The following is a 20,409-nucleotide window of genomic DNA, read 5'->3' as shown; positions in this document are numbered from 1 at the left end:
ATATCAACTTGCTTACTATTGTTTAGCTTCAGCCGCGCTTCTTTTACCGTGGCTGACAGAGATGACGGTAACCAAAAGGCAGGCTAAGATGCCAACAGCCAGGTCCCCGCCAAAGGCCAGGCGGATGTCGATGTCTGATAAGACGCCGGTGATGATCGGGACTGTAAAGGAAGCAGCTGCCCCAAAGAAGTAGAAGATACCGGTAGCCAGGCCCTTTTTGTCAGGGAAGAATTCCATGAAGGCGTTAAGGCCCGTCTGCATGATCCCGCTGGCGGCCGTCAGGCCAAACATGAAGGAGGCAAATTCAGACAAAATTGCGGAGTGGCTGAATAAAAGCAAAAGGACCATCAAAGTGGCTAAGACGTTCATGATCAAGAGGATGGCGTAAGGGGAGACTTCCCGGCTGAGCAGGCCGAAGAGGATGAAGACCCCAATGATGGAACCGACGCTATATAAGGAAAGAAAGAGGTGGCTGGTGGAAGTGGAGAAGCCTTGTTTTTGCCCAAAAAGGGTAATCCACTGGGTGAACCAGATCATGAGGGCCATGGAGGCATAGCCGTAGAGGGCAAAGCAGCCCGTGGTCAGCCAGCTCTTCTGGCTCTTGGCGGAATTTTGCCCGCTTTCAGCCTCCTTTTGACCAGGCTGCGGGAACTTCAAGGGCGCCAGGAGAATGGCGTTGACGATTAAGATACCGGCCATGACCATGAAACTGTAGCCGTACCAGAGCTGGTGGCGGTGGAGGCTGGACACCAAAAGGGGCAGGATGAATTCGCCCAAGGAGGCGGCGGCCTTGATCAAGATGTTGCCCCGGCTGCCCTTTTGCCCCATTTCGGCAAAAGTCGTGTAGGTCCCGGCGTCCAGGGCGGAGTTGGCGATCCCGGCTAAGATGGCCAGGCCGTAAGCCAGGTAGACGTTTTTGGAGAAGGGGATGCCCAAGGCAAAAACAAGATAGCAGGTCATGCCTAGGTAGACGAAGAACTTCCGGCTGATCTTGTCGGCCAGGTAGCCGGTGATCAGGTAGGCCAAGAGGCGGCCGATCCCCACGCCTGAGATGACGAAGGAAACCAGCTTCAAGGGGACCGACCAGCTTTTACCCAGGGCGGTCATGTTCTGGGAGAGGATCAAGAGGCCGAAGCCGTGGGCCACGTAGTTGAGGTAGAGGCTGATGGACAGCCGCAATTTCTGCTTGTTCATAGGCGTTTCCTTTCTTGTAAAAGCGCTTTCTTTGCTATATGAATTATTATATCATTTTAATTGATCTGTTTCTTAGAACAATTGATAGAAAAAGTTGTCAGAAAAAAAGAAAAATTGCAGCAAAAAAACCGCGGAAAAGATTTCCGCGGCAATATTTTCTGAAAATCAAGCTTGAACTTCTGCGGGCTGGTCAGCCGTTTTTGACAAAGCTTATTGCTCATTTGTGTTATCCTTTCTAATAAGCCAGTGCTTATGATGCAAAATTTTTGTTTCCCCAAATCCAAAAATGGATCAATAGAATGACTTTTGGATTTGATAGAAATTATATAATGGTCAAATGGCTTTGCCTAGGAGATTGATTAAAAAAACACTAGAAAAAAGAAAGAAATATGAAAGCAAAGCAAAAACAGTTTTTTAGGAGTGAAAAAGCATGAAAGAAGAAAGAAAATTAACCTGGAAAGAGCATCTGAGCAGCTTAAGTTCCTACTTGGATGGAAAAGGCATTGACCTGGCCTATGTGGCTGATCCAGTGGACATTGCTTACCTTACTGGCTACAGCAGCTGGACGGAGGAGCGGGTCTTTGCCTTGCTGGTATCCAGAACAAGCCAGGCCCTTTTGCTGGCTCCAGCCATCAATGAAGGAGAAGTCAAGCAGACTTCTTGGGCGGACCGGGCCTGCTTTTACCAAGACGGGGAGAATCCTTGGGAGAAGGCCAAAGAAAAAATGGCCGCCTGGCCAAAAGAAGTTTGGGCCCTGGAAGCGCGGGCGGTGACCCTCAGTCACTACCGGGGGATTAAGGAAGTTTTTCCAAAAGCGAATTTGGAAGCAGACATCTCTTCCTGGCTGGCCAGCCAGCGGATGATCAAGTCGCCGGCGGAAATTGAAAAGCTGCAGGCAGCTGGCAGACAGGCCGACCAGGCACTGAAATTGGCTTTTGCCCTTTTAAAAGAGGGGCAGGGGATGAGTGAAAGCGAGCTGGCCCTTGAACTGGACTACCAGCTGAAGAAAAAGGGGATGGGGAACTTAAGCTTCCCATTGATCGTCCAGGCAGGGGAAAACGCGGCCAGCGTCAGCGGTCTGCCCAGCCAAAAGGGGGTTCAGGCCGGGGATATGGTAATTTTTGACTTGGGAATCATGAAAGGCGGCTATGCTTCAGATGTCAGCCGGACGGTGGCCCTGGGCGAAATCAGCCCGGCAAAGCGGGAAATCTATGAGACGGTCCGGTTAGCCCAGGAGGAAGCGGCTAGGGCGGCCAGACCAGGGATGACGGCAGGTGAGCTGGACCAGGTGGCCCGCGGGGTTATCGAAGAAGCGGGCTACGGGCAGTACTTTACCCACCGCTTAGGTCACGGGATCGGAATGCAGGTTCATGAGCCGGTGAATCTGGAACCGGGAAGCAAGCAGAAGCTGGAAGCAGGGATGTGCTTTTCCATTGAGCCGGGGATCTATTTGCCGGGCGTCGGGGGCGTCAGAATCGAGGACTGCGGCTGGCTTGATGAAGACGGCTTCCACCCTTTTACCAAGACTAGTAAAGATTTGTTGCTTTTGTGAGGAAATAGTTAATAATAAACTTATTTGGTCATGCCCAAACACTTTTTGTGCTTGAGCATGGCCTTTTTTCTTTAAAAAAGAAAGAGTAAGGAAACAGACCTTTAATTTATACGGATTGTATATTGCAATGAAAAACTTTGAAAAATATTGGCGATAAGTAGGCGATCATCTTGAATGACAAAAGTTTAGAAAATGAAAAGTGCTGGAATTTAATTGACAATTTAATGAGAAATGCTATTATTTTAAATATATTTTTAATTTAAAAATGAAGGGGTGCTAGTGAGGTGAAAAATGAAATTAAATGAAAGAGAGCTAGCTAATACCGTCAAGCTTGTAACAAGCAATGGTATTTCCAAGCTTGGGGATATTTTGTTCGATTATGTTAATTCTGTCTGGCTTTCGAAACTGGGGAACGGCAGTTTTTGGATGGCAGTGTACCAGAGCAGTGAAACGATCGTCAGTGTTTTCGTCAACTTTATAGGCGGAATCTTGTCTGATACGAAGCAGCGGAAGAGCATTATCTGGATTTGCGATATTATTGCCGGTCTCTTGTGCATTGCGCTGGCAGTGTTTGTTCCCTCTATTTGGCTTTTATACGCAATTATTGTGGTCAATATTGCTTTATCGGTTTTGTCTTCGATCAGAGATCCAGCATATAAGGCGGTCTTTGGTGAAATTGTCCGCAAGGAACAGATTGGTCGGGTCAATTCTTTGCTTGAAAGCTGCAAGCAAACTATCAAGGTTGCTGGTCCCGTGCTTGCCATGGTGATCGCTAAATTTGTTAGCAGCAAGATAGCTTTGCTGCTGGATGGACTTACTTTTATTATTTCTGGTTTGTTGATCAGACAGCTGGATATTTTGTTTGAAACAGAGCCTCCGGTAGCTAAGCAAAGCAGTTTCAGCAAGATCAAGGATGCATTTAAGTATCTGCTGGCTGAAAAAAATATTTTGATCGTAATTGCTTTTGCCAGCATAATCAACTTTATTTTGGCAGGTTACGAATTGATTCTTCCTTTTGCTAGTTTTGCTTTTAGCAAGAATGCTTATGCTTTCTTTTTAACGGCTGAATCAGTTGGTGGCTTGCTGGGAGCAGTGGCTTCAAATTTGATTTGGAAGGAATTATCCAGCAAGTATCTGTTCTGGATTATTGCTGTGGCTGGGCTGCCGCTGGCGGTGATGAGACCGCTGTATCAAGTTAGTCATTGGCTTTTTGGGCCGATAATCTGTATTACCCTGTTTAATTTCTGTATTTCGGTTTTTAACATTCAGTTTATGACTTACATTCAGACCAACGCGGATATGACTTACATTGGCCGGGTATTCAGTATTGTCTTTACGGCGGCAATCATTTTCGTGCCGCTCGGTTCTTTTTTCTTCCAATTTGTCATGGACGTAAAGGACAGCGTGGATTATTTGTGGCTGGGGGGATTACTGATGTTTGTAGCAGGCCTTGCCAGTGTAATTTACTCGCTGAATCAGCGGCGGGCAGAATAGAGTTAGGGTGTTACTGCAGATGAGTACCTATAAAAAATTTGTTCGGATGTTGCGGGAAAAATGGCAGATTGAAGAATTACCTGAAAGTCCGCTTTTGCGGCCTGATGATGGATACTTCACTTTCTCACCTTTCCAAGATACAGAAGAAAATTTCGACAGTTTAATAAGTACGTCCAGCATCTTTGTAAAATATCAGCCAACAATCAGAAAACTGAACGCGCTAGATTTGACGAACCCTTTAAATCTGAATTATCAGACGACGTATGCTGTACAAAAATATCAACGATCCAATCAAATCGATTTGATTAAGCAGCTAATTGAAGTCAGCCGTGAAAAGCTGTTCCCACAAATCGCTGCTTCTGAAGTAGAAATTACCTACCCAGACATCTTGCATGATTACTTTGCACAACGAAAATTTGATTTTAAGCTCAATGAAGTTGAAACCACTGATAGATATCTCTGCAAGTTGGATATACCAGGAAAGCACTATTACATTAAAGTACGAATGAAGTTTAAGACTGGGTCAATCAATGTGGTTGATTTTGTATTGGTCGATTATGATTCAAATGACTTTTCTTCGCAACTTGATTCTATTTGGGTAGAAAACTTGATAGATTTGTTGACTGAAAATAAACGTTTCATCTTTGATGAGGCTAAATATCAAGCAGAGAAAGCTATAGTTGCTAAGTATACGAATGAAGCTAGAGATCAACATGTGATTATTAATGATGTTCGCACTGTGCTAAAAGTTATGTCTCTAGGGATTCTTCCAGCTGCCAAAGGAATTAATAGTGAAGTAAAGCGGAAGATACGCCACCTCTATTTTTACTACGTCTATTATGTCAACAATGACGTTGATGAGCTAGTGTCAGTAGTTGAGCAGATCGGTAAAGCTGAAAATTATTCTGCTGATATTTTGACTATTTTTACTGATAATCTGCGGGCAACACAAAAAAATTACCGGACAGCAGTTAAAACTGTTGAGAAAAAGAACTTAACTAGAGAAGTAGCACAGAGCTCCTTAGGATTGCCAGATGAGTATTATGGTGACTATTTACATAACTGGCACAGCGAATACGATTTTTAAGGAGGTGAGCCAGCAATGAAATACTTTATTTGGGCCTACAATCCCAAAGTGGTTGGCATTCGTCCTAGCCAGGGAATTTCCTTCGTTGTTCCAGAAACTAAAGCAGAAGCCTATTTAGAATTGAAAATCAGTCAGATTATCCCTGTCAAAAGAATCGATTTTCAGACCGTCTATCCGATTTTTAAACAAAAGCAGGCTGAAGGAGAAAAAATTGAGGATATCTTTACCCTTCAAGAAGAAATCATGGACTGGGTGGGAGTGCTAAAGGCAATCTTTGTTCCTGGAAAAACAGGCGTGAGCGATGTCTTGTTCAAGGATAAGTACTATATGCGGTCGGTTTTAAAGCAGGAAGTAGCTGAGCCAAATTTTTATGATTTGACGGAAAATTCTGCTGTTGAAAGCATTCATGAAGGAATGGTCAAGCCAAGACGCGCGGACTCAACCAAAGGTATCAGTTATTTTAAAGCGCCTCTGCCGCTATCTTCTTTAAAGAATCAAAGTGGTTATCTGAGCGATAAAGATTTATTGGTAGAAAGTTTCGTTCATTATGACCGGATGTTTACCGTTGATGGCTATACCGATTTTCAGGGACATTCTCGTTTCTTTAGCCATGAGTACAATAATAAACTGAGCGATTTTAAAAAGACTGGTTATTTCACCCTCCATACCAGCTCGCTTTACTATCAAGATCAGCATCTGCTGCAGAAGTTGTTTGCCTTAAGCCAGAAGGCACTTCAAGCATTGAACGTTGAAAGGGACATTACTCCTTTTCACTTTGAATGGTTTTATTCTGACAAAGACCAGAGCTTTGTCTTTACCGAGGTTGGCAAGCGTTTTGGCGGAGCGAAGATTCCAAAATTGGTTAAGCAGTCCTTTGGCATCGATCTTCTGGAAGAATATTGGAAAATGCAAGAAGGGCGTGCAGAAGAGATTGATTGGGAGCAGCCACTTTCACCGCGGGTCTGCTCAAGCTCTTATGTTCAGCTGACCAATGGAAAGATGATGATGGAAAGTTTAGAGGAAAAAATCCCAGACCTTTTCACTTACGAGCAAAACCATCCTGTAGGCGTGCAGTCGCAAGCAGCTGAATCTATTGGGGATGCCTTCTTTTTGGCCCAGTATACCAGCAAGGATGCAGCAGCTTCAGATATAGTCAGCGCTAAAATCAACAAGGCTTTTAATGAGGTTTGTCGATGAAAAAGATTGTAATTTTAGCCCCTATCAGCAACAACTACATTAACTATTTCGATGCTATTAGCGGGGATAAGGATAACCACTATCTGATTTTTGCCATGGAACGGCATCGTGACAATTATCCAGAAACTTTGCCAGAAAACATCAAATTCGTTTTCTTGAAGATCTGGAATGAAGATTATATTGACTACGTGATCAGTCAAACTTTTGGCCAGCAGATCGACTACGTTTATGCTTATTCTGAAGAAGAGATTATCTTTGCGGCAAAATTGCGAGAAAAATACCAAGTTACCTTGGGGCAAAGCTTGACGAGCGCGGAAGAATTCCGGAATAAATTAACTATGGTCAAGGCAGCTGAGCAAGCACACGTAGCCGTTCCCCGTTACTGGCCAGTCAATAACGTGTTTGATCTTATTGAGGCAGAAAAGAAGCTGGGCTTTCCCTTCGTGTTAAAGCCAATTGCCGGCATGGGGTCGATGGATACCTTTGTAGTTCATGATCATGCTGAGTTAGAAAGGCTGGCCGCCGATAAAATTCTTCGTGGCTATTTGGCAGAAGAATTTATCCCCTGGCCCCTGTACCACGTGGATGGTTTTGTAAAGCAAGGCCATTTTGCCTACTTGATCAGCTCTAAGTATTTTGCCAATACACTAGAAGTGAAAAACGGCAAATCAGTTGGAAGCGTGCAGATAAGTCAGACCGCGGCGGAACAGAAGCTGATCCGCTCTTACGCGACGGACTTGCTCAAAGGAATGGATACGCCGGAAAGCTATCTCTTTCATCTTGAAGTCTTTTGCGACGGCCGCGAGGTAAAATTGTGCGAGATCGGGTCAAGATTGGGGGGAGGACGGATTCTGCAAGAGCTTGAGCAAGGGCTGGGCTTTAGTCCTATTCAAGAATTGTTGAAACTGGATCTAGGCCTGCCGAATAAGGTGGATCTTGACAAGGAGTATAAGCCAGCCGAAATTCGCGGTTTTGTGATGGTTGAACCTGGCCGGGGAATTTTGCAAAAATTGCCGGATGCAGATGCCGTGCTAGCAGCCAATCCAGAAGTCTATGACTACTATCAATATGCTAAGCTTGGCCGGACCTATAATGGCGCGGCCAGTAGCGTAGAGGCCCTTGCGGCAATTTCCGTTTGCGGAAAAGACAGCAGGACCGTTGAAGAAAAACTAAAGGAGCTGGATGCCTGGCTGAAAAAAGCAGCAGTATACAGCTAAAAAGCAGGGAAAGCTAGTTTATAGCCTTCCCTGCTTTTTCTTATCTTCTCTCATTAAGCAGCCGCCACTTGAGCCAGGCTGCCTGGCCAGCCCCGTGGGCGAATTCGCCTTTGACGATCAAATTTTCCAGCTGGTCGACGGAGACGATCTCCATCTTGATTTCTTCCAGAATCTCTCTTTTTGGCTGGGTGACTTTTTTAGCCCGGCAGGCAAAAAGGGTGATCTTCTCATTGGTTGAGCCAAAAGAAGGGTAGGTGAAGCCCAGCTCTGTCAACTGGCTGGCCTCATAGCCCGTTTCTTCCAGCAGCTCTCTTCTAGCTGCTTGACTGGGCTCTTCTCCCTCATCAATGCCGCCGCTTGGGAATTCATATTGCCAGCTGCCAACGGGATGCCGGTATTCCTTTAAGAGCAAGACGTGGTCATCATCAACGAAAGGGATGATGGAAATCCCGAAGCCGATCGTAACGTAGGAATATGGAGCTATTTGCCCATCCTTGGCCACCTTCTCTTGAATGACCGTGAAGCGGTCAGCCTTGATAGTTTCTTTCTTGACTACTTTGTACATATTTTGCCTGCCACCAATCTCTTTAAAAATCAGTTCAATTGTAGCAAGAAATAGAGCGAAAGTACAAAAATAGCAGACCAGACGGTCTGCTATTTTCAGTGATTCAGTTTGTTAGCTTCTAGGGACAGACACTAGTTAACAGAAGCGTACTTGAAGTCCCAGTGGTCGCGCAGGTTTACCAAGCCCTTGATGTTTGGACGGACGATCCAGGCACTGGTGCTTGAGTAAAGTGGTGAAATACCAACGTCCTTAAGCAGAACGCCTTCAGCCTTGGACAGGTCGCTCCAGCGTTCAGAGTCTGAGCCAGTAGTCTTTGAAGCTTCGATCAGCTTGTCGTATTCCTTGTTGGACCACTTGCCGCCATTTTGGGCGTTGGTAGTAGTCATCAAGTCCAGGAAGGAAATCGGGTCGTTGAAGTCGGCACCCCAGGCAGTTACGACCATGTCGAAGTTGCCGGCGTCTGTTCTGGCCAGCCGGGTCTTGAATGGCAGGTTTTGCGTGGTGATGGAGACTTGCGGCAGAGTTTCCTGAATGTTTGACTGCATTGCTTCAGTTGACTTCTTGGCACCATCGGTGTCGTCTGACAAAAGCTTGAAGCTCAGCTTGGAAACGCCAAGTTCCTTCATCCCTTGCTTAAGGTACTTTTGCGCTTCCTTCTTGTTGTAGTAAGTGTAAGCTTCATCGCTCTTAGAAATCAGGCTGGTGTAGTCCTTGCCGTTGACCGTGGTCAGCTTCTCTGGAGTAAAGGTGTGAGCTACAGTGTTGCTGCCGCCCAGAACCTTGGTCAGGCTTTCCCGGTTGATGGCCATGGAAAGAGCCTTGCGGATGTTGGCGTTTTGCAGGTACTTGTTCTTAGCCTGGTTGAATTGGATGTAGAAGGTAGTCCCGCGGGCGTAAAGCTTGTAGCCCTTAACGCTCTTGAGCTGCTTGCTTTGTTCAGCGTCCAGGGAAACAGCGTCAAGCTTGTTTGACTGGTAGAGGTTGTAGGCAGTTGACGGAGTCTTTTGCACGCTGTAGTTGACCGCGTCAAGCTTCACGTTCTTCTTGTCCCAGTAGTATGGGTTCTTCTTGAGCTTCCAGGAGAGGTTTGAGCCAGTCCAGCCGCTCATAACGTATGGCCCGTTGTAGACCATGTACTTGGAGGCAGTACCGTACTTGGAACCATACTTCTTGACCGCCTTTTCGTTTTGCGGGAAGAAGCTCCCGAAGGCCATCAAGTTGTTGAAGTAAGGGATCCGCCGGTCCAGAGTTACAACCAGCTTGTACTTGCCAACGGCCTTGATCCCCAAAGTTTCCGGCTTCTTCTTGCCGTTTTGGATGTCCATGGCGTTCTTGATGCCTTCAAACAGGTAGGCGTATTGAGAAGCAGTCTTTGGGTCAACCGTTCTGCGCCATGAGTAGACGAAGTCTTGCGCGGTTACCGGGTCACCGTTTGACCACTTGTTGTCCTTACGGAGAGTAAAGGTGTAAGTCTTCCCGTCTTTGGATACCTTTTCGCTGGTAGCCATGGCCTTTTCCTGGCTGCCGTCAGACTTTGCCCGGTAAAGGCCTTCCATGGTGTTGATCAATTGGGTAAAGCTGGCTGAGTCAGTAGCCTTGGACAGGTCCATAGTAGGAATTTCAGCTGATTCTTCCCAGTTCAGTTCTTTTTTAGATGAAGAAGATGAAGAGTTGCCGCCGCAGGCCGTCAAGGCTAATGCAGCAGTCAAGATGCTGGCGGCAGCCAAAAAAGTCTTAGTCTTTTTCATGTTGTCCTCCTTGAAAAGTTTACATTATCAAACACTAATTGTAGTCTAACAGAAAATACACAAAAAGAAACGCTTTCTTGCGACTATGAGCTGAAGATGAGACAGGACTGAAGTCCTTGTTAAAGCAACTGCTGAGAAATTAAAGACTACTTTAAGTATTAGTTCATTTGGTAAAAAGCAGACTTTGTCTAACTTAAAAGCAGAACCTGCTGATTATTTAAAGGAAAAAAGGTAACTAAAAATTACTGGAAAGAACTAGGTCAACAATAAAGGGACAAAATTTAGCTTTTTTGCTGTTTCTGCCTTGACGAAAGGGCCAATCCGTTATACACTAACAGTGTATTAGATAACTAGTACAGCGAAGGGGTGTGCAAATGAAATTCAAAGACAACTTGCCGATCTACTTGCAGATTGAAGACTACATCTACTTGCAGATCGCCCAGGGCAAGCTCAAGGCTGGCGACAAGCTGCCTTCAGTCAGAGCCCTGGCACTTGAATTGACGGTCAACGCCAATACGGTTCAGCGGGCGCTGAGAGAGATGACGGCTCAAGGCTATATCTATAGCAAGCGTGGTGAAGGCAACTTCGTCACGACTGATGAAAGCCGCCTGGAGGAAATGAAGAGCAAACTGCTGAAGCAAGAGCTGGCTGCTTTTGTCAGCCGCATGGAGAAGCTCGGAGTCGAAAGGGAAAGCCTGACTGGACTATTGGCCAGCTACTTAGAAGACACAAGGGAGGAATAGCATGAAGGCTTTGGAGATTAAGGATTTAAGCTACCACAAGGGTTCAAAGACGATTTTGGAGAGAGTCAACTTGACTTTGGAGGCCGGACAGATCGTGGCCTTAGTCGGGGCCAACGGGGCCGGCAAGACCAGCTTGATGCGGGTGATCGCAGGCCTGGCCAAGCAATACAAGGGCAGCGTGGAGGTTTGCGGCGAAGGTGATGAAGACCGCCGCAAGCAGTATATCGCCATGAACGACAGCCTGTCAGCTTTTCGCGACTTCCGCAAGATCAAGGAAGTGGCCAGCTTCTACCGGACGGTCTACCCGGACTTTGACGCTAAGCAGTTTGCCGATATCTTGGAATTCATGAACTTGAATGAAGAAGAAAGACTGGGCAACCTGTCCAAGGGGATGAAGGAGAAGCTGATCATCGCCCTGGTCTTCTCCCGCAAGGCCAAGCTCTATCTCTTAGATGAGCCTTTCAATGGGGTTGACGCCATGAGCCGGAAGAAGATCATCAAGTCCATGCTGCTCTGGAAGCCGGAAGACGCGACCCTGGTCATCAGCGACCATGTCTTGGACGAAATCGCTCCGGTGATCGACGAGGTCGTCTTGATCAAGAAGCATTCAGTCTTAGAGCAGCGCAGCGCTGATGAAATCCGGGCTGAGCACGAAAGCATCGAAGAATGGTATGAAGGATTTTACGAGGGGGAAGAGTAATGATTGGGTTTAAGCAGATTTTCGCGGCCATGTTCAAGGAAAAGAGCCGGACCACCTGGATCGCCTTGGGCATCGAAGCAGTTTTTATCCTCTTGATCAACTTGTATTTCGGGATCAGATATGGTTTCGGCAGTGATTCAAATGGTATCAGCGTCGGAATTTCCGCAACCGCGATTTTTTTCATGTGTGCCTGGTACTCAATCGACATTATTATGGCTGCCTATAAGGTCAACCGGTCTCAGACCTGGCGGCAAGTACCGGTAACGACCGGCAACTTCTTGACGGCCAACTTGCTGACGGGACTGGCAGATCTGATCATCTTTGGCTTGGGAAACATCTTAATCCTTGCCTTAACCTTGCTGCCTTTCCTTTTCGGCGGGAAGATGCAGATTGACGCTCAAGAAGCGGCGACTTTCCAGCCATACGTTTCCAGTATCATCAACTGGAGCCTTTACTTGATCCTCTTCACTTTGGTCAGCTATGTCGGCGGCATCTGCTTCTGGCTCTTTATTACTGAATCAGCTAGCGTTTTGGGCGACTTCCTGCCTTTGAAGGGCAGATGGAGCAAGTTTGCCAAGGCGGTCATCCTGCTGGTTCTGCTTGCTCTTCTTTCCTGGGGCAGCACCAGCATCTTGAGCGCGATCATCAACATGATCTCCAATTCTGGCTTTGACTTCAGCTTTGTCATCGACAATACTGGTTTCCACACTTCCCACACGGACTTGAGCCTGCCGGTGGTCAGCTGGCTCTACCTGCTGGCAGAAGTAGTCTACGTGGCCATCTTGTGGGCAGCGGAATACTTCGTCTTCAAGAAGGGCGTAGAAGCCAAGAAATAAGCAAATTAGATTAATTGACAAATGCCTGCCTTTGGCGGGCATTTTTGCTTGCCGTTAGGGCTGTATTTGCCGGTAAAGATTGAATTTTTTCCTTATTGCTAGTAAACTTAATAAGTTGAAGAATAGTAAGAAAGAGGCATAATTTTGGCTAATAAGAAAATCCGCGTGAGATACGCTCCGTCACCAACTGGCCACTTGCACATTGGTAACGCGCGTACTGCTCTGTTTAACTATCTGTTTGCACGTCACAACAAGGGGACTTTGGTTCTGAGAATCGAAGACACTGACACCGCCAGAAACGTTGAAGGCGGGGCTGAATCTCAAATCGAGAACCTGCACTGGCTGGGGATCGACTGGGATGAAGGTCCGGACGTCGGCGGCGACTACGGCCCTTACAAGCAGTCCGAGAGAAAGGACATCTACCAAAAGTACATCGACCAGCTGCTTGAAGAAGGCAAGGCTTACTACTCCTTTGAAACTGAAGAAGAACTGGAAGCCCAGCGTGAAGAACAGCGGGCCATGGGGATTGCTCCTCACTATGTCTACGAATACGAAGGCATGACTGCTGACGAAATCAAGCAATCCCAAGACGAAGCCCGGGCCAAGGGCCTTAAGCCAGTTGTCCGCATTCACATTCCAGAAGGCGTGACTTACGAATGGGACGACATCGTTAAGGGCCACCTCAGCTTTGAATCTGACACTATCGGCGGTGACTTCGTCATCCAAAAGCGCGACGGGATGCCAACTTACAACTTTGCCGTCGTTATCGACGACCACTTGATGGAAATCAGCCACGTTCTCCGGGGCGATGACCACATCTCCAACACGCCAAAGCAGCTTTGCGTTTACGAAGCCTTGGGCTGGGAAGCCCCGGTCTTCGGCCACATGACTTTGATCATCAACTCCGCTACTGGCAAGAAGCTGTCCAAGCGTGACGAATCAGTCCTGCAGTTCATCGAACAATACAGAGAACTTGGTTTCCTGCCAGAAGCCATGTTCAACTTCATCACTTTGCTGGGCTGGTCACCGGTTGGCGAAAGCGAAATCTTCTCCAAGCGCGAATTCATCAAGCAGTTTGACCCAGCTCGTCTGTCCAAGTCACCAGCTGCCTTTGACCAAAAGAAGCTGGACTGGGTCAACAACCAGTACATGAAGACTGCTGACAGAGACGAACTTTTGGACCTGTCCTTGCACAACCTGCAAGAAGCAGGCCTGGTTGAAGCCAACCCGGCTCCAGGCAAGATGGAATGGGTAAGACAATTGGTCAACATGTACGCCAACCAAATGTCCTACACCAAGCAAATCGTCGACTTGAGCAAGATCTTCTTCACTGAAGCCGAATACCTGACCGACGAAGAAGTCGAAGAAATCAAGAAGGACGAAGCTCGTCCAGCTATTGAAGAATTCAAGAAGCAATTAGACAAGCTGGACAACTTCACGGCTAAGAAGATCATGGGCGCCATCATGTCCACCCGGAAGGAAACCGGCATCAAAGGCCGCAAGCTCTTCATGCCAATCCGGATTGCCACTACCCGGTCAATGGTCGGCCCTGGCATCGGCGAAGCCATGGAACTGATGGGCAAGGAAACGGTTATGAAGCACCTGGACCTGACCTTGAAGCAGCTTAGCGAAGCTGGTATCGAATAAAACAGCATATAAACGAAAAGACTTTTACCGTTTTGGTAAAAGCCTTTTTTCATGCAATCGATTAAATTGTTTGTTTTTGTTTTTTACCACAGGCCTAAGACCCGCTGCAAAAGCAGGCTGACGGCAGTGATTCCGGCCCAGCAGGAAGCGCCGAGCAAGAGGGGCTTGGCCCCGGATTTGACCAGCTTGACGATGTTGGAGTTAAGGCCGATCGCGGCCATGGCCATGACGATCATGAACTTGCTCAGTTCCTTTAGTGGCGAAAAGACATTGGCGCTGACCCCATTGGCCAGGGCAAAAGTCGTTATTAAAGAAGCCAGGACAAAGTAGAGGATGAAGGCGGGGAAGGCCCGCTTCAAGCTAAAGCTGTTGCCCCTTTGCTCCTTTTTGGCGCTGAAATAGCCTAGTGTCAGGGTGATGGGGATGATGGCCAGGGTTCTGGTCAATTTGACGGTCACGGCCTTGTCCAGAGTCTGGCTGCCCAAATGGAATATGCTGTCCCAAGTTGCCGCCGCGGCAGTGACGGAAGAAGTGTCGTTGATAGCCGTTCCGGCAAAGATGCCGAAAGAGTTCCCGCTGGTTTGGTCAAAGCCCAGGATCTTGCCAAAGATGGGGAAGAGGATGGCGGCCAAGACGTTGAAAAAGAAGATGACGGAGATGGCCTGGGCCACTTCATCGTCGTCAGCGTCGATGACCGGGGCGGTAGCGGCGATGGCGCTGCCCCCGCAGATGGATGAACCGACCCCGATCAAGGTTGAAATTTTGCTGGGGATTTTGAAATACTTGTGCAAAAGCCAGGCAATCAAGAGCGAGGTCGAGATGGTGCAGACGATGATCGGCAGGGACTGGCTGCCAGTCTTGACTACTACCTGCAGGTCCATCCCAAAGCCCAAAAGGACGACAGCCGTTTGCAGGATGTACTTGGAAGTCCATTTGATCCCGCTGGCCGCGCTCTTCTTGTCTTCCCAAAAGAGGGTGATGACCATGCCAAACAAGATGGCGAAAACGGCGCCCCCGATGACCGGCAGGGCCTTGCCTAAGAGCCAGGCAGGGATAGCGATGGCCAGGCAGACCAGGATGCCGGGCAGGTTCTTTTTAATCCAATTCATTTTTTTGCCTCCAGATATTTTTTGAACATGCTTTAGTATAGGGGTAAAATGGTAGAAAATAAAATTATAGATTATTATCTGTTGATAAATCAGAATTATTGTAAGGAGGCAGGGGATGCTGGATTTTCGCGTCAAAACATTTTTAACGGTCTGTGAGACCATGAACTTCACCCGGGCGGCCGACCGCCTGCACGTGACCCAGCCGGCTGTGTCCCAGCACATCCGCTATTTGGAGAAGGAGTACCAGGTCAAGCTTTTCAGCTACCAAGGCAAGAAGCTGACCTTGACCGCGGCGGGAGAAAAACTCCGCCAGGCCATGCGGCAGATGCAGAGTGACGAACGCCTGCTTAAAGCGGAAATCAAGCAGGCTGACCTGCCGCCGGTTCGCTTTGGGGTAACCATGACGATTGGGGAATACGCCTTAGCCAGGCCCCTCAGCCGCTTTTTGAAAGACCATCCCCAGACAAATGTGGAAGTCGTTTACGGCAACACCCAGTTTTTGACCAAGAAATTGGACGAGGGGGACCTGGACTTTGCCCTGGTCGAAGGCGACCCGGCCAGGGGCTATGCCAGCCTGCGCTACCAAAGCGAGGACTTTATCGCCGTCTGCTCGCCAGATTTGGCTTTTGCCAAGGAGCCAGACCAGATCGCCGACCTTTTTGACCAGCGGCTACTAGTCAGAGAACCAGGCTCAGGGACCAGGAAGATCCTGGAGGACAGCTTAGGGGCCCAGGGGCGGGAATTGAGCGACTTCAAACAGTATGTCCAAGTCGGCAACATGCAGATGATCACCCAGCTGCTTTTGGCCAACTGCGGGGTCTCTTTCTTGTACCAGACCGCGGTCAGTGATCTGTTAAAGGCAGGAAAGCTGCGGAAGTTAAATTTGCGGGACTTCCAGATCCGCCACGACTTCACCTTTATTTGGGAAAAGAGCAGCCTTTACGCTGACCGCCACCGGCAGGTCTGCGAAGAACTGAAGGCAAGCAGATAAGAAAAGACTTTTACCAATAATGAGGTAAAAGTCTTTTTTCTCTATATTTACTTGGTTAACTCGTAAATAGCTTCAGCGTAGATAGCCAGGCTTTTTTCCAGTTCAGCCAGGCTGATGGATTCGTCGATGGCGTGGGCGGTGTCCAGGCTGCCTGGGAAGGCAGGTCCGTAGCCAACCCCGTTTTTAAAGAAGCGGCCGTAGTTGGCTCCGGCGGAGATGATGGTCTCACCGGCTTGGCCAGTCTGCTTTTCGTAAACAGAAAGGAGGGTCTTGACGAAGGGATCGCTGCTGGCAACAAAGTGGGGCTTTTCAAAGTCCTCATAAGGCTGGAAGTTCGTCTGGCAGAAAGCGCCGAACTTGTCGTTTAGCTGCTGGCACATTTTTTCCGGGCTGGTCCCCCGGCTGTAGCGGATGTCGCTCTTGATGTAGGCTTCCTGGCCCTTTTGGTAGCGGAAGACGGCCGGGCAGTTGATGGACTTGCCCATCTCGGGATCAGTATTGGCGATCCCGATCTTTTCCCCGTAGTAGTCCTCCAGTTCAAAGTCGCCGGCAAAGTCCAGGAAATTTTTGGCTTGGCCGGTGAAAGGAAAGTTCCGTAAAAAGCTGGCCAGGAGGCAGGCCCCGTTTTTTCCTTCCCAAGGAACAGAGGCGTGAGCGCTGACGCCCTCTAAGGTTATCTTTAAGCCAGTGCCATTTTCACAAGTTGATTCTTTGCTTTCCCCGGTCAAGCCATTTTTGGCCAAAAAGTCCGGGAAAGCTGCAGCAATTTTCTCAAGCTTCTCGCCAGAAACGATGGCGGTCGCGGCAGCTGGGATCATATTGGTAGCCTGGCCGGCAGAGAAAGATTCAAGGACTAAGCCAGTATCTGCTTTACTTTCCTCAGCAATGAAATCTGTCTTCAAAACAGCCAGACCAGCCTGGCCAGTTACGATGGGAAAAGAGGAGTCGGGGGAGAAGACCCAGTCAGGAGCCGGGCGCTTTTGCAGGTAATACTTCATCCCCACCCAGTCGGTTTCCTCGTCAGTGCCGATAATAAAGGAAATCTTCTTTTTCGGCTGAAAACCAGCTTCCTTTAAAGCCAGGAGGGCGTAGTAGGCAGCTAAGGCCGGCCCCTTGTTGTCGCTTGCTCCCCGGCCGAAGACTCTTCCATCTTTGACCCAAGGGGTAAAGGGATCCTGGCTCCAGCCTTCGTCTGGGGGCACCACGTCGACGTGAACGGCCACGCCTAATTCCTGGTCGCCTTGGCCAAAAGTGACGACTCCGGCATAGTTGTCGATGTTTTCAGTTTGAAAACCGTCCCGGTCAGCAATATTCAGGAATTTTTCCAGGGCCTTGACGGGGCCGGGCCCCACTGGATATTCGGGAGTGGCCAGGTCCATGTTTCTGACAGAGTCGATGGCGATTAAGTCTTTTAAGTCAGCCAGGAGGGCTGGCATTTTTTTACGGGCGAATTCTTGGTAGGGAAAAGTCATCTTTTGCTCCTTAGTAGTTAATTACTTGCTGATGTAGGCACCCTTGAAGTTGTAAGCCAGGCCTGCGCCTTTGAGGGTGATGTTCTTAACCTTTGGGTTGACCAAGGTCGCGGTGTTGCCGTAGTAAAGAGGAGTCACGCCCTGCTGGGTAAGGAGGATGCGTTCAGCCTTGACCAGTTCAGCCCAGCGCTTCTTGGTTGAAGTCGTGGTCTTGGAAGTTTCCATAGCCTTGTTGTAGGCCGCGTTTTCCCATGACCCGTAGTTGTTGACGTTGGTCTTTTGGAACATTTCCAGGAAGGTGTTCGGGTCAGCGTAGTCCCCGCTCCAGCCGTCCAAGATGACGTCAAAGTCGCCAGCTTCTTCTCTGGCAAAGCGATTCTTGAATGGCATGTTGGTGACTTCGACCTTCATGCCCAGGGTGCTTTCCAGGGCACTTTGGATGAATTCCGTGGTCTTCTTGGCGTCGTCAGTGTCATCACCTAAAAGCTTGATGGTGATCTGCTTTTTGCCCAGCTCTTGCAAAGCCTTCTTGTAGTAAGCCTTAGCCTGGGCCTTAGTCCCGGACTGGATAGCCTTGGTCTCTTTGGTTACGACTTCCTTGCTGAATTCCTTGCCGGTAACCGGGTCAGTGATCCCGCTTGGGGTTAAAGAAGTAGCAGCGATGTCAGCCAGGTTCAAGGTCTTGGCCAGGGATTCCTTGTTGATCGCAGCGGCGATAGCCCGGCGGAGGTTGACATTTCGCAAGTTCTTGTCAGTCTTGAAGTTGTACATGAGGTACTGGGTCCGGTTGCTTTTCTTGATCTGCCAGCCCTTTTGTTTTTTCAGGCTCTTGCTTTGTGAAGCGGACAGGGTGGTCATGTCCAGTTTGCCGGCCTGGTAGAGGTTGTAGGAGGTGCTTTGGGACTTTTGCACGCTGAAGTTGATCTTGGTCAGCTTGACATTTTTCTTGTCCCAGTAGTACTTGTTCTTGACCAGCTTCCAGGTCAGGTTGGACCCGGTCCAGCCCTTCATGACGAAGGGGCCGTCAGACAGGGTGTATTTAGCGGCCGTGCCATACTTTTTGCCAGCTTTTTCAATGAACTTTTGGTTTTGCGGGGCGAAGGCAGATCCAGCCAAAAGCAATTGGAAGTATGGGATCTTTCTTTCCAGAGTTACGACCAGCTTGTACTTGCCGACAGCCTTGATACCTAAACTATTGACGGGCTTTTTGGAAGCGACGATGGCGTCAGCGTTCTTGACGCCGGAGTACTTGTTGGACTGGGTTGAGGCGGTCTTAGGGTTGACCTGCCGGCGCCAGGCGTAGACGAAGTCCTTGGCCGTCAAGGCTTCCCCGTTGGACCACTTGGCGTTTTTCCTAAGGTTGAAAGTCCAAGTGAGGCCGTCCTTGCTTTCCTTCCAGGACTTGGCGATGCCGGGCAGGACCTTGGAGTTGTTGCCCAGGCGGACCAGGCCTTCCATGGTGGCGTCCAGTTGCTCACCGCCGTAGACGTCATTGTTAAGAGCCGGGTCCATGGTGGAGATTTCCCCAGCGGAGAACCAGTTTAAGACCTGCTTGGTCTTAGAGCTGCTGGCAGAGCTGTTGGAGCAGGCGGAAAGCAGGCTGGCGGACAGGGCTAAAGTGATGATGGCTGATTTTTTCATGATCTTTTCCTCGGTGTTTTCTAAAAATTACTGATACAGAACTATGTCGTTTTCTTTTTTAAAAAGCAGCGAGGGGATGTCGGCCATTTAAGGCAGACGGGGTATTTTTGAACATGTTTGACTCTTTCATGGCGGACTCCTTTACAAAATCATTTTTAAAGCTGGCAGAAAAAGAAAGATTAAAAAAGAAAGAGTAAGAAACGAAGAGAAAGAAAAAATCGCCCTCAAGGAATTGCTTCCTTGAAGACGATTGTTAGTCGTGGTCCCACTTCATTTCATCAGCTGTCTCACGGCAACTGACCTTACACTGCCGCTGACTAGTCGCCGGAAAGGGCAAAGAAGGCCAGTTTCCAGGAACACCCAGGGCAGCCGTGGTAACGCTCGCTAGCGGGAAGGCCTACTTTATTTCGGCCAACCAGTTCTTAGATGTGTTTCGCCAGGCGGCTATTGCTCAATCGCACCAACTTGAGCTCTCTGGAAAAAGCCGGACCTGGTTACTCTTCTAATCGATACTTTTCTTAAATTGCTTTAATTTTTAATTAATGTAATCTTAAAACGGGAATAAGCGCCTGTCAAGCGTCTTTTTGAAAAAAGTTTTTAGTTCACCGGATAGTCCTTGAGCTTGGCGTTCAGTTTGGAGTAGATCCGGTCGACAAACCAGGGCTCGGTTGACTTTTCCAGGGCTTCGTCCAAGGCAAACCAGGCAACAGCCTTGTTTTCGTCTTCTTTAGGCCGGATGGGCAAATTGTCGTCTGCCTCTAAGAGGTAGGTGACGTTTAAGTGCAGGTGTGACGGGACGTACTTGCCCCTTTTCTCATGCCCGTCCACGGTCAAAATCTCAACAGAATAGATCTGGTCCGTGACTGGATCTGCTTTAACCCCACTTTCTTCTTCGACTTCTTTTAAAGCCACATGCAAAAGGTCATGATCGCCGTCGGCGTGCCCGCCCAGCCAGGCCCAGGAGTCGTAGATCCGGTGGTAGGCCATTAAGACTTTATCTCTTGCCGGGTTGACCACCCAGGCTGAAGCCGTAAAGTGCTCGGCCAAATTGGACCGCAAGAACAGTTCTTCCCCGGTCTCCAGCCGGTAGATCATCTCTTTGACGTCTGCTGCTTCTTGTTCGTTAAAGGGCTGGTAATTTTTTAAATCTGTCAGTAGGGTCATTTTTCTTCTCTCTATTTTTTCTATTTTTCTCTGTTTCCACAGATTTTACCAC

Annotated in this window: 17 protein-coding genes and 1 other annotated feature; of the genes, 10 read left to right on the top strand and 7 right to left on the bottom strand. The window is 48.4% G+C overall.

Going from position 1 to position 20,409, the window contains the following annotated elements:
• Positions 1 to 15: 15 nt before the first annotated feature.
• Complete coding sequence (locus ACYVUT_RS08450; protein ID WP_484501847.1) at positions 16 to 1,194, bottom strand: MFS transporter; 1,179 nt, start codon at positions 1,192 to 1,194, stop codon at positions 16 to 18.
• Positions 1,195 to 1,624: 430 nt separating this feature from the next.
• Here ACYVUT_RS08450 and ACYVUT_RS08445 point away from each other — a divergent pair, with 430 nt between their 5' ends.
• The 5 genes from ACYVUT_RS08445 to ACYVUT_RS08425 all read left to right on the top strand — a co-directional run bounded on the left by ACYVUT_RS08445 (position 1,625) and on the right by ACYVUT_RS08425 (position 7,741).
• Positions 1,625 to 2,746 carry an aminopeptidase P family protein gene (locus tag ACYVUT_RS08445; protein ID WP_484501846.1) on the top strand — a complete coding sequence of 374 codons (1,122 nt, stop codon included), beginning with the start codon at positions 1,625 to 1,627 and terminating at the stop codon, positions 2,744 to 2,746.
• Between the two features lie 291 nt (positions 2,747 to 3,037).
• Complete coding sequence (locus tag ACYVUT_RS08440) at positions 3,038 to 4,240, top strand: MFS transporter (protein ID WP_484501845.1); 1,203 nt, start codon at positions 3,038 to 3,040, stop codon at positions 4,238 to 4,240.
• A gap of 19 nt (positions 4,241 to 4,259) precedes the next feature.
• Positions 4,260 to 5,327 carry a hypothetical protein gene (locus ACYVUT_RS08435; protein ID WP_484501844.1) on the top strand — a complete coding sequence of 356 codons (1,068 nt, stop codon included), beginning with the start codon at positions 4,260 to 4,262 and terminating at the stop codon, positions 5,325 to 5,327.
• Between the two features lie 15 nt (positions 5,328 to 5,342).
• On the top strand, positions 5,343 to 6,524 hold the full coding sequence (locus ACYVUT_RS08430) for an ATP-grasp domain-containing protein (RefSeq protein WP_484501843.1): 1,182 nt from the start codon (positions 5,343 to 5,345) through the stop codon (positions 6,522 to 6,524).
• On the top strand, positions 6,521 to 7,741 hold the full coding sequence (locus ACYVUT_RS08425) for an ATP-grasp domain-containing protein (protein ID WP_484501842.1): 1,221 nt from the start codon (positions 6,521 to 6,523) through the stop codon (positions 7,739 to 7,741). The genes ACYVUT_RS08430 and ACYVUT_RS08425 overlap by 4 nt, the downstream gene beginning before the upstream one ends.
• 40 nt (positions 7,742 to 7,781) lie before the next feature.
• Here ACYVUT_RS08425 and ACYVUT_RS08420 read toward each other — a convergent pair whose 3' ends face one another.
• Positions 7,782 to 8,306: an NUDIX domain-containing protein gene (locus ACYVUT_RS08420; RefSeq protein ID WP_484501841.1), complete on the bottom strand. Its 525-nt coding sequence runs from the start codon at positions 8,304 to 8,306 to the stop codon at positions 7,782 to 7,784.
• Positions 8,307 to 8,437: 131 nt separating this feature from the next.
• Positions 8,438 to 10,054, bottom strand: coding sequence for a peptide ABC transporter substrate-binding protein (locus tag ACYVUT_RS08415; RefSeq protein ID WP_484501840.1), 1,617 nt, complete (start codon positions 10,052 to 10,054; stop codon positions 8,438 to 8,440).
• A 374-nt stretch (positions 10,055 to 10,428) separates the two neighbouring features.
• Between ACYVUT_RS08415 and ACYVUT_RS08410 the strand changes: the two genes are divergently transcribed.
• The 4 genes from ACYVUT_RS08410 (at position 10,429) to gltX (ending at position 13,980) form a co-directional block, all read left to right on the top strand.
• The gene (locus ACYVUT_RS08410; protein WP_484500624.1) at positions 10,429 to 10,797 is read left to right on the top strand and encodes a GntR family transcriptional regulator; all 369 of its coding nucleotides are present in this window, start codon (positions 10,429 to 10,431) and stop codon (positions 10,795 to 10,797) included.
• A gap of 1 nt (position 10,798) precedes the next feature.
• Positions 10,799 to 11,497: an ABC transporter ATP-binding protein gene (locus ACYVUT_RS08405; RefSeq protein ID WP_484500622.1), complete on the top strand. Its 699-nt coding sequence runs from the start codon at positions 10,799 to 10,801 to the stop codon at positions 11,495 to 11,497.
• A complete protein-coding gene (locus ACYVUT_RS08400) occupies positions 11,497 to 12,333 on the top strand; it encodes an ABC transporter permease (RefSeq protein ID WP_484500621.1) in 837 nt (278 codons plus the stop codon). Before ACYVUT_RS08405 ends, ACYVUT_RS08400 begins: the two co-directional genes overlap by 1 nt.
• A 144-nt stretch (positions 12,334 to 12,477) precedes the next feature.
• The gene (gltX, locus tag ACYVUT_RS08395; protein WP_439775460.1) at positions 12,478 to 13,980 is read left to right on the top strand and encodes a glutamate--tRNA ligase; all 1,503 of its coding nucleotides are present in this window, start codon (positions 12,478 to 12,480) and stop codon (positions 13,978 to 13,980) included.
• Between the two features lie 83 nt (positions 13,981 to 14,063).
• Here the strand turns inward: gltX and ACYVUT_RS08390 are convergent, their stop codons facing one another.
• Entirely contained in the window at positions 14,064 to 15,089 is a 1,026-nt protein-coding gene (locus tag ACYVUT_RS08390) for a YeiH family protein (RefSeq protein WP_484501839.1), read from the bottom strand.
• Between the two features lie 115 nt (positions 15,090 to 15,204).
• Here ACYVUT_RS08390 and ACYVUT_RS08385 point away from each other — a divergent pair, with 115 nt between their 5' ends.
• Entirely contained in the window at positions 15,205 to 16,080 is an 876-nt protein-coding gene (locus tag ACYVUT_RS08385) for a LysR family transcriptional regulator (RefSeq protein ID WP_484501838.1), read from the top strand.
• Positions 16,081 to 16,127: 47 nt separating this feature from the next.
• Here ACYVUT_RS08385 and pepV read toward each other — a convergent pair whose 3' ends face one another.
• The 3 genes from pepV to ACYVUT_RS08370 all read right to left on the bottom strand — a co-directional run bounded on the left by pepV (position 16,128) and on the right by ACYVUT_RS08370 (position 20,357).
• Positions 16,128 to 17,552, bottom strand: a complete 1,425-nt coding sequence (pepV, locus tag ACYVUT_RS08380) for a dipeptidase PepV (protein ID WP_484501837.1) — start codon at positions 17,550 to 17,552, stop codon at positions 16,128 to 16,130.
• A 21-nt stretch (positions 17,553 to 17,573) separates the two neighbouring features.
• Positions 17,574 to 19,193, bottom strand: coding sequence for a peptide ABC transporter substrate-binding protein (locus ACYVUT_RS08375; protein WP_484500616.1), 1,620 nt, complete (start codon positions 19,191 to 19,193; stop codon positions 17,574 to 17,576).
• Between the two features lie 239 nt (positions 19,194 to 19,432).
• Positions 19,433 to 19,712 (bottom strand) — a binding site (T-box leader).
• Between the two features lie 78 nt (positions 19,713 to 19,790).
• Positions 19,791 to 20,357: an NUDIX hydrolase gene (locus tag ACYVUT_RS08370; RefSeq protein ID WP_484500615.1), complete on the bottom strand. Its 567-nt coding sequence runs from the start codon at positions 20,355 to 20,357 to the stop codon at positions 19,791 to 19,793.
• Between the last annotated feature and the right edge of the window lie 52 nt (positions 20,358 to 20,409).

Source organism: Lactobacillus sp. WILCCON 0059 (assembly GCF_057197985.1).
The sequence above is the reverse complement of the archived record's forward strand: the minus strand, read 5'-3'. Positions and strand labels throughout refer to the sequence as shown.